General features: G+C 68.7%; 10 protein-coding genes. 6 read left to right on the top strand and 4 right to left on the bottom strand.

Going from position 1 to position 13422, the window contains the following annotated elements; all coding sequences use genetic code 11:
* Positions 1-115: 115 nt before the first annotated feature.
* On the top strand, positions 116-670 hold the full coding sequence (locus OEJ36_RS02835) for a chorismate--pyruvate lyase family protein (protein WP_263400310.1): 555 nt from the start codon (positions 116-118) through the stop codon (positions 668-670).
* A 27-nt stretch (positions 671-697) separates the two neighbouring features.
* Entirely contained in the window at positions 698-1588 is an 891-nt protein-coding gene (gene ubiA / locus OEJ36_RS02830) for a 4-hydroxybenzoate octaprenyltransferase (RefSeq protein WP_263400309.1), read from the top strand.
* 43 nt (positions 1589-1631) lie between these two features.
* Here the strand turns inward: ubiA and OEJ36_RS02825 are convergent, their stop codons facing one another.
* Entirely contained in the window at positions 1632-2003 is a 372-nt protein-coding gene (locus OEJ36_RS02825; RefSeq protein WP_263400308.1) for a hypothetical protein, read from the bottom strand.
* A 269-nt stretch (positions 2004-2272) separates the two neighbouring features.
* Here OEJ36_RS02825 and phoB point away from each other — a divergent pair, with 269 nt between their 5' ends.
* The 4 genes from phoB (at position 2273) to OEJ36_RS02805 (ending at position 6874) form a co-directional block, all read left to right on the top strand.
* The gene (gene phoB, locus OEJ36_RS02820; RefSeq protein ID WP_021218863.1) at positions 2273-2962 is read left to right on the top strand and encodes a phosphate regulon transcriptional regulator PhoB; all 690 of its coding nucleotides are present in this window, start codon (positions 2273-2275) and stop codon (positions 2960-2962) included.
* A 21-nt stretch (positions 2963-2983) separates the two neighbouring features.
* Positions 2984-4288, top strand: coding sequence for a phosphate regulon sensor histidine kinase PhoR (phoR, locus tag OEJ36_RS02815; protein ID WP_263400307.1), 1305 nt, complete (start codon positions 2984-2986; stop codon positions 4286-4288).
* Between the two features lie 99 nt (positions 4289-4387).
* Positions 4388-5728: a hemolysin family protein gene (locus OEJ36_RS02810; RefSeq protein ID WP_263400306.1), complete on the top strand. Its 1341-nt coding sequence runs from the start codon at positions 4388-4390 to the stop codon at positions 5726-5728.
* A 348-nt stretch (positions 5729-6076) separates the two neighbouring features.
* Complete coding sequence (locus OEJ36_RS02805; RefSeq protein WP_263400305.1) at positions 6077-6874, top strand: alpha/beta hydrolase; 798 nt, start codon at positions 6077-6079, stop codon at positions 6872-6874.
* Between the two features lie 10 nt (positions 6875-6884).
* Here the strand turns inward: OEJ36_RS02805 and recD are convergent, their stop codons facing one another.
* The 3 genes from recD to OEJ36_RS02790 are packed head-to-tail and all read right to left on the bottom strand — an operon-like array spanning position 6885 to position 13353.
* Positions 6885-8735 carry an exodeoxyribonuclease V subunit alpha gene (recD, locus tag OEJ36_RS02800; protein WP_263400304.1) on the bottom strand — a complete coding sequence of 617 codons (1851 nt, stop codon included), beginning with the start codon at positions 8733-8735 and terminating at the stop codon, positions 6885-6887.
* Complete coding sequence (gene recB, locus OEJ36_RS02795; protein ID WP_263400303.1) at positions 8732-12271, bottom strand: exodeoxyribonuclease V subunit beta; 3540 nt, start codon at positions 12269-12271, stop codon at positions 8732-8734. The genes recD and recB overlap by 4 nt, the downstream gene beginning before the upstream one ends.
* Entirely contained in the window at positions 12268-13353 is a 1086-nt protein-coding gene (locus tag OEJ36_RS02790; protein WP_263400302.1) for a Fic family protein, read from the bottom strand. The genes recB and OEJ36_RS02790 overlap by 4 nt, the downstream gene beginning before the upstream one ends.
* Positions 13354-13422 lie beyond the last annotated feature (69 nt).

Here is a 13422-nt window from a genome sequence, read left to right as displayed (position 1 = left end):
CAGCGCCAAGACGCCGGGCGACGGGATGAAGCCCGCCTGCGGCAACCCGCCACCCCACGAAACGCCCCTGGCACCGTGTTAGACTCCCGCGCCGCCCCGAACCGCCAGGACCATCGTGCCAGACGCCGCCCTCGCCCATCCGCCCCGCTGGCTCAGCGCCACGCAACTGCATCCCGCGCCCGCCGCCGGCCTGCGTGACTGGCTGTTCGACCAGGGCTCGCTGACCCGCCGCCTCACCGCCCTCTCGGCCGACGCCTTCAGCGTCACCCCGCTGGTGGAGAGCTGGCAGATCCTGCGCAACGACGAATGCACCGCCCTCGGCGTGCCGATGGGCAGCCAGGGCTGGGTCCGCGAGGTCTACCTGCGCGGCCACGGCGAAGCCTGGGTATTTGCCCGCAGCGTGGCGGCCCGCAGCGCCCTGGAAGGCTCCGGCCTGGCCCTGGGTGAGTTGGGCAGCCGCTCCCTGGGCGAGCTGCTGTTCAGTGACCGCGCCTTCACCCGCGGCACCATCGAAGTCACCCGCTATCCCGCTGCCTGGTTGCCCGCCGAGGTGCGCGCCGAACGCCTGTGGGGGCGTCGCTCCTGCTTCCGCCGTGGCGAACTGGCGGTGCTGGTGGCCGAGATATTCCTGCCAACCCTGTGGCAGCACGCCGGCATCGAAACCTTATAATCCGCCCACGCCCAGCGGAGACCGCCGATGTACCTCAAGCTCCTGCAATCGCTCAACCGCCTGCACCCCCGCGCCTGGGACTTCATCCAGCTGACGCGCATGGACAAGCCCATCGGCATCTACCTGCTGCTCTGGCCCACCCTCTGGGCGCTGTGGGTCGCCGGTGAGGGCCGTCCGAGCCTGAAGAACGTGCTGGTATTCGTCGTTGGCGTGGTGCTGATGCGCGCCGCCGGCTGCGTGATCAACGACTACGCCGACCGCAACTTCGACGGCCACGTCAACCGCACCAAGGCCCGGCCCCTGGCCAGCGGCGCGATCAAGCCGCGCGAGGCGCTGATGTTCTTCGCCGTGCTGGTGGCCCTCAGCTTCGGCCTGGTGCTGCTGACCAACGCCACCACCATCTGGCTGTCCTTCGGCGGCCTGGCCCTGGCCGCCTGCTACCCCTTCATGAAGCGCTACACCTTCTACCCCCAGGTGGTGCTCGGCGCGGCCTTCTCCTGGGGCATGCCCATGGCCTTCACCGCCGAGACCGGCGAGCTGCCGGCAGCGGCCTGGCTGCTGTACATCGCCAACCTGCTGTGGACCGTGGCCTACGACACCTACTACGCGATGACCGACCGCGAGGACGACCTGAAGATCGGGGTGAAATCCACCGCCATCCTCTTCGGCGACGCCGACCGCATCATCATCGCCACCCTCCAGGGCCTGGCGCTGCTGTGCCTGCTCCTGGCCGGCAGCCGTTTCGAGCTGGGCCTGTGGTTCCACCTCGGCCTGCTCGGCGCCGCCGCCTGCTTCGCCTGGGAATCCTGGAGCACGCGCACGCGGGACCCGCAGGCCTGCTTCAATGCCTTCCTGCACAACCACTGGGCGGGGATGGCGATCTTCATCGGCCTGGTGGCCGACTACGCGCTGCGCTGAACCAGCGCAACGCGGGTCGCGGGTCACGGGGGCAGGAGCGGGCTCAGGGCTTGGCCAGGTGCCAGACCTGCATCTTGCCGTCGCCGGTCTTGTCACCGGCCTTCTTGTCCATGATGAAGGTGTAGAGCGGCTTGCCGTCATAGGCCCACTGGCTGGTGCCGTCATCGCGCTTGACCAGGCTCCACTTGCCCTCGGCCTTGGCACCGGCCTCGGCCATCAGCGGCGGCCAGTTCTTCGCGCATTCGCCGCTGCAGTGGGACATGCCCATGGCGTCCTTGTCGAAGGTGTACAGCGTCATGCCGTGGTGATCCACCAGCACGCCATCCTTCTCCATCGCCGGCTCCGCCGCCAGCAGCGGCCAGGACAGCAACGCCCCGGCCAGCAGGGCCAGCGCCTGTGGATAAGTTCTGCTCATCGCATTTCTCCTCGCAAGGGTCCGCTTCGGCCCGGCAACCGCCGGCCCGGGACGGGGTGCGGCGGGCAGGCAGCCGGCACCCTCGCAGGGTGCCGCGTCAGGCCGGCTCCGGCTGTGTGCCGGTGGCCCGTTGAGCATAGTCGAGGCCATCGAGCCGCCCGTCGCTGCCCGGGCGAGGCCATCCCGCTACATGCCGGTGTCATATAGCTGCAATAATTCCGTTATCTAATGCGCGCAAACCAGCTGAACAAGCGACCCGAGGCGGATACATGGTTGGCAAGAACATCCTGATAGTCGACGACGAAGCGCCCATCCGCGAAATGATCGCGGTGGCCCTGGAAATGGCCGGCTACGAGTGCCTGGAAGCGGAGAACACCCAACAGGCGCACGCCATCATCGTCGACCGCAAACCCGACCTGATCCTCCTCGACTGGATGCTTCCAGGCACCTCCGGCATCGAGCTGGCCCGGCGCCTGAAGCGCGATGAGCTGACCGGCGACATCCCGATCATCATGCTCACCGCCAAGGGCGAAGAGGACAACAAGATCCAGGGCCTGGAAGTCGGCGCCGACGACTACATCACCAAGCCCTTCTCGCCCCGCGAGCTGGTGGCCCGCCTCAAGGCCGTGCTACGCCGCGCCGGCCCCACCGACAGCGAAGCGCCGATCGAAATCCGCGGCCTGCTGCTGGACCCCATCAGCCACCGCGTGACCATCGACGGCAAGCCCGCCGAGATGGGCCCCACCGAGTACCGCCTGCTGCAGTTCTTCATGACCCACCAGGAGCGCGCCTACACCCGTGGCCAGCTGCTGGACCAGGTCTGGGGCGGCAACGTCTATGTCGAGGAGCGCACCGTCGACGTGCACATCCGCCGCCTGCGCAAGGCGCTGGGCGACGCCTACGAAAACCTGGTGCAGACGGTACGCGGCACCGGCTATCGTTTCTCCACCAAAGGCTGACCCCGCACAAGGACGCACCCGTTGAACCAGGACTGGCGTCGCGCCGTAATTCGCCGTTTGCTCCTCCTCCTCGTCGCGTGCCTGCTCGGCGGTTTCATCACCGGCGAGTACGGCTGGGCCCTGGCCGTCGGCCTCGGTGGCTACCTCGGCTGGACCCTCAGCCAGCTCCTGCGCCTGCACAAATGGCTCAAGGAACACAAACCCGACGAGCCGCCGCCGGATGGCTACGGCCTCTGGGGCGAAGTGTTCGACAGCATCTATCACCTGCAGCGCCGTGATCAGCGCGTACGCGGCCGCCTGCAAGCGGTGATCGACCGCGTGCAGGAATCCACCGCCGCCCTCAAGGACGCCGTGGTCATGCTCGACAGCGAGGGCAACCTCGACTGGTGGAACCGCGCCGCGGAAAACCTGCTGGGCCTGAAGACGCCCCAGGACAGCGGCCAGCCGGTGACCAACCTGATCCGCCACCCGCGCTTCAAGGAATACTTCGAGCAGGAAAACTACCGCGAGTCCCTCGACCTGCCGTCGCCGGTCAACGACCGCCTGCGCCTGCAGTTCCACATCACCCAGTACGGCAACCGCGAACACCTGATGCTGGTGCGCGACGTCACCCGCATCCACCAGCTGGAACAGATGCGCAAGGACTTCGTCGCCAACGTCTCCCACGAGCTGCGCACCCCGCTGACGGTGATCGCCGGCTACCTGGAAACCCTGCTGGACAACGTCGAAGACGTGAACCCCCGCTGGACCCGCGCCCTGCAGCAGATGAACTCCCAGGCCGGGCGCATGCAGAACCTGCTCAACGACCTGCTGCTGCTGGCCAAGCTGGAAGCCACCGACTACCCCTCGGACAACCAGCCCATCGCCGTCGACACCCTGCTGCAGAGCATCCGCAACGATGCCGTCGCCCTGTCCGGCAGCCGCCAGCACAGGATCACCCTCGAAGCCGACGCCAGCTACCAGTTGCGCGGCAGCGAGGCCGAGTTGCGCAGCGCCTTCTCCAACCTGGTGTTCAACGCCGTCAAGTACACCCCCGATGGCGGCGACGTGCGCATCCGCTGGTGGGGCGACGAACTGGGCGCGCACCTGGCGGTGCAGGATTCCGGCATCGGCATCGAGAGCAAGCACCTGCCGCGCCTCACCGAGCGCTTCTACCGGGTCGACTCCAGCCGCGCCAGCAACACCGGCGGCACCGGCCTGGGCCTGGCCATCGTCAAGCACGTGCTGATCCGCCACCGCGGCCGCCTCGACATCAGCTCGGTGCTCAACCACGGCAGCACCTTCACCTGCCATTTCCCGCCCGCCCAGGTGGTACAGCGCGCCTGAGCGCGCCACGCAGCACCGGGCCGCGACGTGGCCCGGCGTCTTGCAAACTCCGGGTCGAGCCTTCACCCTTAGCCGATCATTCGCCAGCCAAAGCCCCCAATGGACCCTTCCCCCGCTAGTTCACTCTCTTCCTATTTCGCCGACTTCGGCCTCGTTCTGTTCGCCCTGTTCCTCGTCGTGCTCAACGGTTTCTTCGTGGCCGCCGAGTTCGCCATGGTCAAGCTGCGCGCCACCCGCGTGGAAGCCATCGCCGACAAGCACGGCTGGCGCGGCAGCATCCTGCGCACCGTGCACAACCAGCTGGACGCCTACCTCTCGGCCTGCCAGCTGGGCATCACCCTCGCCTCCCTCGGCCTCGGCTGGGTTGGCGAACCGGCCTTCGCCCACCTGCTCGGCCCGCTGCTCAGCGCCTTCGGCATCGAGTCGGAGAAGCTGGCCCACGGCATCTCCTTCTTCACCGCCTTCTTCATCATTTCCTACCTGCACATCGTGGTCGGCGAGCTGGCGCCCAAGTCCTGGGCCATCCGCAAACCCGAGCTGCTGTCGCTGTGGACGGCGGTGCCGCTGTACCTCTTCTACTGGCTGATGTACCCGGCCATCTGGCTGCTCAACGCCAGCGCCAACGCCATCCTGCGCATCGCCGGCCAGGGCGAGCCCGGCCCGCACCACGAGCACCACTACAGCCGCGACGAGCTCAAGCTGATCCTCCACTCCAGCCGCGCCCGTGACCCCAGCGACCAGGACATGCGCGTACTCGCCTCCGCCGTGGAGATGGGCGAACTGGAAGTGGTCGACTGGGCCAACTCCCGCGAAGACCTGATCTACCTGGAGCACGATGCCCCGCTGGCCGACATCCTCAGCGTGATCCGTCGCCACAAGTACAGCCGCTACCCGGTGCACAACGCCCAGACCGGCGAGTTCATCGGCGTGCTGCACATCAAGGACCTGCTCCTGGCCCTCTCTGCCCTGGACAGCCTCCCCGAGTCCTTCGACCTGGGAGAGCTGACCCGTCCGGTGGAGCGCGTCACCAAGCACATGCCGCTGTCGCGCCTGCTGGAGCAGTTCCGCCAGGGTGGCGCGCACTTCGCCCTGGTCGAAGAGGCCGACGGCAAGGTGGTCGGCTTCCTGACCATGGAAGACGTGCTCGAAGTGCTGGTCGGCGACATCCAGGACGAACACCGCAAGACCGAACGCGGCATCCTCGCCTACCAGCCCGGCAAGCTGCTGGTGCGTGGCGACACCCCGCTGTTCAAGATGGAGCGCCTGCTGGGCATCGACCTCGACCACGTCGAGGCGGACACCCTCGCCGGCCTGATCTACGAAACCCTCAACCGCGTCCCCGAGGAAGAGGAAGTGCTGGAGACCGAAGGCCTGCGCATCATCGTCAAGAAGATGAAGGGCCCGAAGATCGTCCTCGCCAAGGTGGTCAGCATCGACTGACCCGCCACTCGCTACGAAAAACGGGGCCCACGGGCCCCGTTCTCGTTCCCGCCTGGGCACAGGATGGGCGTAGGTGCGGCGTAGGGTGGGCCGGGCGGCGCTCCGCTTCAGCCCACCGCTCTCCATCGATCCCCCGCCTCAACCTCCCCCTGACCGCACATCCCTGATCTAGAGTTCACCTGCACCCGCCGTTTCGCTTGCGCCTGGTCCCCGGCGCTGGCGTGCGATGCCGTCGGCCTCCCGTGCTGAACCCCCTCATCAACGCTGCGGTGTCTCACGGGTTCCGGTCTCGGCCACACATCGCCGGGCCGTGGCCGGCCCCTCGCCGCAAGGAACGCGGAGTCGCTCATGATCATCATCAGTTCACGCAAGGACTTCTCCAACCCGGACCAGCTCTCCGAGACCGGCCACCTGATACGCGAGATGGACCTGGCCAACGACACGGTCACGGCGGTGCTGGACTTCAAGGACCTGCTGCACCTGGTAAAGGGCAAGCGCCTGCTCCTGCTGGTGCACGGCTACAACAACGAACAGTTCGAGGTGTTCGACTCCTACCAGGTGATCGAGCAGCAGGCCATGGTCCACCTCGCCAATGCCTACGACATGGTGCTCGGCTACTCCTGGCCCGGCGGCGACCAGAAGCTCGACTGGTGGCAGGCGAAGAAGCGCGCCAACGCCGTGGCGCGGATGTTCCGCTTCCTGCTGGACAACCTCTATGGGAATGCCACCGCCGTCGACGTGATGTCCCACAGCCTCGGCGCACGGGTCACCCTCAAGGCCCTCAAGGGCTCGCCCGGGCGCATCGTGCGCAACTACTTCTGCACGGCGCCTGCTGTGGATAACGAATGCTTCGAAAGCGACGAGGAGTTCGCCGACGCCATCCCCTCCTGCGAGCGGGTGTACATCTTCCACTCCTCGCGGGACGAGGTGCTGCGCTTCGCCTACGCCTCCTCCGAGCATGACCTGGCCCTGGGCCTCTACGGCCCTGAAGACAAGACCTACATCGAAGTGGCCACCAGCACGGTGTTCGTCGCCAACTGCAAGAAGGTGGTCTCCAACCATGGCGGCTACAAGCGCGCGGGGGCGGTGTACAGCTACATCCAGGCCAGCTTCGCCGGCGGCCTGCAGCGCTTCGTCACCCTGTGAGGGAGACCCGTTAGAACAGGTCCAGCTGCCCACCCGCCGGAGGTGCGGGTGGTGCGGCGGGTGGCGGCGCCATGACGGGTGCCAGCTCCGCACTGGCCAGGCGCGCGGCCAACCCGGCCGCGCGCTCGGCGCGGGTATTCACCGCCTCGCCCAGGCGCTGCGGCAGGCCCCAGATCTCCACCCGCTGCTTGGCGCGGGTGATGCCGGTGTAGAACAGCGAGCGGCTGAGCAGCGGGCTCGGCTGTTCCGGCAGCGCCAGCAGCACCTCGCGGAACTCCGAGCCCTGGCTCTTGTGCACCGTCATGGCGAAGGCGCTGTCGTGGCTGGGCAGGCGCGCCGGGGCGAAGGGCCGGTGGCCGCCTTCCCCCTCGAAGAACACCCGCAGGCCGTTGGGCGTGGGCAGGCAGATGCCGATGTCGCCGTTGAACAGGCCCAGGGCGTAGTCGTTCTGTCGCACCATCACCGCGCGGCCCGGGTACCAGCGCTCGCGGCTGGCGATGCCCAGGCGCCGCTTGATGCGCGCCTCCAGCGCCTCGTTGATGCCGTTCACCCCCCAGGGCCCCTCGCGCTGGGCGGTGAGGGCGCGGAAGTCGGCGAAGGCGGCGAAAGCGGCCTCGGCATCACCGGTGCGCGCGGCGACGATAAAGGGCGCGTAGCCGGAGTCCAGGCGTTCCAGCAACGGGCCCTGCAGCGGGCCGGGGTTCCAGCCGAGATCGGGCCGCGCCTCGCGCAGCAACTCCAGGGTGCCCCGCGCGTCGCCCGCGTTGATGCGCCGCGCCAGCTCGCCGATGCCGCTGTCGCCAGCGAAGCGGTGGCTGTGGGTCAGCAGCACCACGGCGTCACCGAGGCGCGAGCGCGGCTGCTCCACCGGCACGCGCTGGCCGGTGATGCGCTCCAGGTCGGCACTGGCGGTGGCATCCAGGCCACGGCCCTCGCAGAGCTCGGCAAACACCGCGCCGGCCTCCACCGCCGAAAGCTGGTCCTTGTCGCCCAGCAGCACCAGGCGCGCGCCGGGGGGCAGGGCGTCGAGCAGCTTGGCCATCAGCGCCAGGTCCACCATCGAGGCTTCGTCCACCACCAGCACGTCCAGCGGCAGCGGGTTGTCGGCGTGGTGGCGCACCTGCGGGCTGTCGCCGCGACTGCCCAGCAGGCGGTGCAGGGTGCGCGCCTCCTCGGGCAGCAGGGCCTTGATCGCATCGTCCACTGGCAGCTCGGCCTTGGCATTGCGGATGGCCTCGGCCATGCGCGCGGCGGCCTTGCCGGTGGGTGCGGCGAGGCCGATGGCCAGGCGCTCGCCACCGGGTTGTTCCAGCAGCGCGGCGAGCAGGCGGACCACGGTGGTGGTCTTGCCGGTGCCGGGGCCGCCGGAGATCACCGCCAGGTTGCGCCGTACCGCTTGGGCAGCGGCCAGGCGCTGCCAGTCCGGCTGCTGGGTATTGCGGGCGAACAGCCGCGCCAGGGATTCCGCCAGCCGCGCTTCATCCACCGGCGGGCGGGCGCCGGCCATGGCCAGCAGGCTCGCCGCCAGGCGCGTTTCGTAGGCGTGGTAACGGCTGAGGTAGAGGCGCTCGCCGTCCAGGGTCAGCGGCGCATAACCGCCAGGCTCCGCCACCAGAGGGGAAGCACGCAGGGCGGCGAGCCAGGTGGGCAGGGCCGGCAGGTCGAGCCCGGCGGCGCCTTCGTCGAACACCCGCTGCCCGGCCAGGCGCGCCAGGGGCAGGCACACGTCGCCATTGGCCAGGGCCTGGCAGCACAGCGCGGCGGCGGCGGTGACCGCCTCGCCGGCATCCGGGTCGAGGCGCAGCAGGCTCTCGGCGAAGAAACGCTCCAGCGGGCCCAGGGGCCATTCGGCAAGCCTCATGGGCGGCCCTCCTCGAACAGGCGGTCCAGGGCGTCGAGCAGCGCGTCGTCGGGCCGGTGGAAGTACACGCCGGCCTCCGGCATGCCACGCAGGAACAGGTAGTAGGCGCCGCCCAGCCCCTCGCTGGCGAAACCGTCCAGGCGCAGGCGCAGGAAGCGTCGCAGCGCCACCAGGTAGATCAGGTACTGCAGGTGGTAGTGCTCGGTGGCGATGGCCTGCTCCAGGCGTTCGCCGCCGTAGTAGCTGGCGTCCGGACCGAGCCAGTTGGACTTGTAGTCGGCGATGTACCAGCGCCCCTGGTGCTCGAAGGTCAGGTCGATGAAGCCCTTCATGAAGCCATTCAACTGATCGAATTCCAGGCGCTCGGCGGCCAGGCGCATGGGCTCCGGCAGGCCGTGGGCGGGGTCGGCCAGCACCGCGCGCAGGCCCTGGATATCCAGCTGCGCCACAGGGAAGGTGAAGCCCAGCTCCGGCAGGCGCCGGCTCGGTTCGAGGGCAGCCAGGCTCAGGCCCTGGCCGTCGAGGTCGGAATCCAGCACCTTGCGCAGATGCTCGATGGCGATCGCCGCCCAGTCCTCGGGCAGGCCGTGGCCCAGCAGGTGCAGCGGCACCAGGGCCTCCAGCTCGCCCTCGCCGCGCACCCAGTCTTCGAGGATGGCGTGCAGGCAGGTACCGGCACGGGCGCCCCGGGGGAAGCCGTAGAAGCCGGCTCCCGGATCGGTGGCCGGGGGCACGAAGAAGGCGTCGCGGTCCGGCGCCTCCATGTGCATGCCGGCGGCCAGGCCGGAGAAGCTGCCCACCCGCCAGGCACTGTGCAAACCACGCTGCAGGTGCGACAGGGCGGCCGGCGGCGCAGCGCGGGTCTCGCCCTGGGCGCTGGCCTCGGCGTCGCGACAGGCCACCAGGGCGATGGTGCCTCCGCTGGCATCGGCCAGGCCCTGCAACTCGCGGCGCAGCCCGGCGCCATCCAGCGCGGCGAGGTGGCTGCCCAGCTCGCTGAGCAGGGCATCGCCGGGCAGTTCGCGGCCGTGCAGCAGCCAGGCGAGGGCGCTGCTATGCAGGCCGTCCTCGGGCAGCTCGCCGTCCTTCTTCGCCTTGGGCAGGGCCACCGGGCCCCAGTGCAGCCACAGGCGATCCCGGGCGCGGGTCAGCGCCACGTAGGCCAGGCGCAGGCGCTCGGCGAAGCGTTCACGGCGGGCGCGCTCGCGGTTGTCGTCGTAGTCGGCGCCGCCCAGGTCCAGCAGCGGCGTGCCGTCCTCGGCGTGGCAGGTGATGTCTTCGTCGCGGCGCAGCAGCGCACCGTCCCAGAGGTAGGGGCAGAACACCAGCGGGTATTCCAGGCCCTTGCTGGTGTGCACGGTGACGATCTGCACCCGCTCGGCATCGCTTTCCAGGCGCAGCAGGGCGTCGTCGCCGTGGCTCTCCGCCGCGCGCTGGGCGTTGAACCAGGCCAGCAGCGGTTCCAGGCCGGGGCGCTGGAGGCTCTCGGCCTGCAGCAGCTCGGCGAGGTGCAGGAGGTTGGTCAGGCGGCGCTCGCCGTCGGGCAGGGCGATCAGCCGTTCGGCCACGCGCTGCTCGTCGAGCCAGGCGCGGAAGGCGCGCATGAAGCCCTGCTGCTGCCAGAACTGGTGGTAGCGCTCGGCGTCCTCGCGCTCCTGGTCCCAGGCGTGCTCGTCGTCCTGGCAGCGCGCCAGGGCCTGGGCGTCGCGGCCCAGCAGGCGGGTGGCCAGGGCGTAGCGCAGCACGCCTTCGCGGCCGGGCTCTGCATAGGCGGCGAGCACGGCGGCCAGCTCCTCGGCCTCGGCGCTGTGCCAGACGCTGTCACGCCCACGGCGCACGCTGGGCACGCCGCGCGCGGCCAGCTGCTCGGCCACATCGCCAGCCTGTCGGTGGCTGGCCACCAGCACGGCGATGTCGCCGCCGCGCAGGGGCGCACGCACGCCGGCCTCGTCGAAATAGGCCTCGCCCCGGCCACTGGCGGCCAGCAGGGCGGCGATACGTCGGGCGGTGTCGATGGCCACGGCGTTACCGGCCTCGCCCTTGCCCAAGGGTTCGTCGCCCAGCCACACCAGCTCCAGCGGCGCCCCCGCTTCAGGCAGTACCAGCTGGGCGCGGGCCTTGTCGCTGGCGCCCACGGGCGGGTAGGTCAGCCCCGGCTCGGCAAAGGGCAGGGGTCGGTCGAACACCTGATTGAGCGCAGCGATCAGCGCCGGCACCGAGCGGTGGTTGGTGTTCAGGCTGTACTGCCGCGCCGCCTCGTCACGGGCCTTGAGGTAGGTAGCCAGATCGGCGCCACGGAAGGCGTAGATCGCCTGCTTGGGGTCGCCGACGAAGCACAGGTCGCCGCCTTGCTCGCCGCCCGGGTAGATGCAGCGGAAGATGGCGTACTGCACCGGGTCGGTGTCCTGGAATTCGTCGATCAGCGCCACCGGGTAGCGCTCGCGCAGGGCGGCGGCCAGCGTTTCGCCGGCGGGGCCCTGCAGCGACTGGTCGAGGCGGTTGAGCAGGTCGTCGAAGGCCAGCATGCGCTGCGCCGCCTTGCGCGCCGGCAGCTCGCGGTTGAGGGTGTCGAGCAGGCGCACCTGCAGGTCGATCAGCCGCGCCTCACCGGCGGGCTTGGCCTCTTCCAATGCATCGAACAGCCCCTGCAGCGCAGCGCAGAGGGCGTGCTCGGGCAGCTCGAAGCCCTTCTTGCAGGCCTTTAGCAGCGCCTCACGGCCGAGCTTTTCCAGGCCTGTGGGCGCCGCGAACAGCGCCGCCGGGTCGGCGAAATAGGCGTCCAGCTCACCCTGCCAGAGGGCGAACTTGGCGGCGTCGTAGCTGCGCTTGTTGAGCCCGTCGAAGGCCGCCAGGTCGGCGAGGCAGGCCTGGGCATCGCGCAGCCAGGTATCCCGGGCGTGGTTCCAGGCCTCGCCGGCCGCGCCCAGGTCGCCCAGCTCGGTTTCCCGAGGTTCGATACGCAGGTAGGGCTTGCCCAGGTGCGAACGCAGGCGCTGGCGCAGGACCTGCGGGGTGAGGCGCTTCTGCGCGAGGAAGCGCGCCCAGGCCGGCTCGGCCGCCGCCAGCTCAGCACGCCAGAGGTCGGCGAGCAGGCCGTCGAGCACCTCGCGGTCGTCTGCCGTCAGCTCACTGTCGAAATCGCCACCGGCTTCGAACGCCGCGTCCTGCAGGGCGCGCTGGCAGAAGCCGTGGATGGTGAAGATGGCCGCCTCGTCGAAGCCATGCACTGCCAGCAGCAGGCGGCGGTGGGCATCCTCGCCCGGGTACTGCGCATGCAGGCCGGCCAGCACCGGGTCGGGCGCCGGTGCGCCTTCGTACATGGCCAGCAACGCCGCCAGCCGCGCGCGGATGCGTTCGCGCAGCTCGGCCGTGGCCGCGGTGGTGTAGGTCACCACCAGGATCTGCCCCACCCCCAGCTTGCGCTCCAGCAGCAGCCGCGCGTAGAGCGCGGTCAGGGTCCAGGTCTTGCCGGTGCCGGCGCTGGCCTCGATCAGGCTGCGCCCGGTGAAGGGGTCGTTGAGCAGGTCGAGGCTCATGCTCCATCCCTCAGATCGTCGCCGGTGAGTACCGCGTTGAGCGCCAGATTGCTGTAGTAGTTGGAGCGGCCGATTCGGCGCTTCTCAAGGAAACCGCTATCGGCGAGTTCCTGCAGGTAACGAGTGGCGGTGAGGCGAGAGACCCCAAGGTCGCGCATGACGAACTCGATCTTGGTGTACGGATGAGTGAACAGGTTGTTGATCAGGTCCTGGCTGTAGAACCTGTGCTGCGCCCTTATCCGATGCTTGTAATCGAGCAATGCCGCCTTGATCGCCTCAATGGTGCCGATTGTCTGGCGCGCGGTTTCCTCGACGGCAGCCAGCATGAACAGCACCCAGTCCTCCCATTGCTCCTCATCACGCACCGCCTGCAGCAAGCGGTAGTACTCGGCCTTGTGGCGAACGATGTAGCGGCTCAGGTAGAGCACCGGTATGTCGAGCATTTTGCACTTGAGCAGGTAGAGCACATTGACGATGCGACCTGCCCTGCCATTGCCATCGTAGAAAGGATGGATGCTTTCGAACTGGTGATGGATAAGCGCCATCTTCACCAGCGGATCGGCGTCGAACAGCTCGTCGTCGTTGATGAAACGCTCCAAGTCCCGCATCAATTCGATGACACGCTCGGCATCTTGCGGCGGCGTATAGACCACTCTTCCCAGTCCGTCCTTCAGCGTGGTCCCAGGGAGGCGACGCAGCCCTGCGTTGTTACGCTCCAGCTCAGCCTGGATATCGATGATCTGGTTGGTCGTCAGCAGCCCGCTATCGCGCACGGACGCATAGCCGACATGGAGGGCCTGTCGATAGCGCAGGACCTCCTTGGCAGCGGGGCTGTTGGAGGCATCCGGAAATGCATCGTCCCGGAAAAGATCGTCGTGGGTAGTGACGATGTTCTCGATGGCCGAGCTGTCCTTCGCTTCCTGCATGCCCAGCGTATTGATGAGGATGCCTTGGTGGGGAATGGAAGAGGCGACCCCCTTGAGCTCGGCCAACGCTCGGCTGGCCGTGGTCAGCTTGCGAAGTATCGACCGAGACTCGAAACGGAGCGGATCGAGTTCGTGCAACCCGCGCAGATCAGTCATGACGACCGACTCCCTTCATGCATAGGAAGTCGCGATTTTCCGACATATCAATACACATACGTATAGAAA

Origin of the sequence: Pseudomonas sp. PDM13 (assembly GCF_025685765.1) — a bacterium.
In the GTDB taxonomy this organism is placed as follows: Bacteria; Pseudomonadota; Gammaproteobacteria; order Pseudomonadales; family Pseudomonadaceae; genus Metapseudomonas; species Metapseudomonas solani.
Note: the sequence above shows the minus strand (reverse complement) of the source record. Positions and strands in the feature narration are given on the sequence as shown.

What these genes read in the sequence shown, in the direction of transcription:
- ubiA (WP_263400309.1), top strand. Translation starts at nt 698, where the DNA reads ATGTACCTCAAGCTCCTGCAATCGCTCAACCGCCTGCACCCCCGCGCC.
- OEJ36_RS02825 (WP_263400308.1), bottom strand. Translation starts at nt 2,003, where the DNA reads ATGAGCAGAACTTATCCACAGGCGCTGGCCCTGCTGGCCGGGGCGTTG.
- phoB (WP_021218863.1), top strand. Translation starts at nt 2,273, where the DNA reads ATGGTTGGCAAGAACATCCTGATAGTCGACGACGAAGCGCCCATCCGC.
- OEJ36_RS02810 (WP_263400306.1), top strand. Translation starts at nt 4,388, where the DNA reads ATGGACCCTTCCCCCGCTAGTTCACTCTCTTCCTATTTCGCCGACTTC.
- OEJ36_RS02805 (WP_263400305.1), top strand. Translation starts at nt 6,077, where the DNA reads ATGATCATCATCAGTTCACGCAAGGACTTCTCCAACCCGGACCAGCTC.
- recD (WP_263400304.1), bottom strand. Translation starts at nt 8,735, where the DNA reads ATGAGGCTTGCCGAATGGCCCCTGGGCCCGCTGGAGCGTTTCTTCGCC.
- recB (WP_263400303.1), bottom strand. Translation starts at nt 12,271, where the DNA reads ATGAGCCTCGACCTGCTCAACGACCCCTTCACCGGGCGCAGCCTGATC.
- OEJ36_RS02790 (WP_263400302.1), bottom strand. Translation starts at nt 13,353, where the DNA reads ATGACTGATCTGCGCGGGTTGCACGAACTCGATCCGCTCCGTTTCGAG.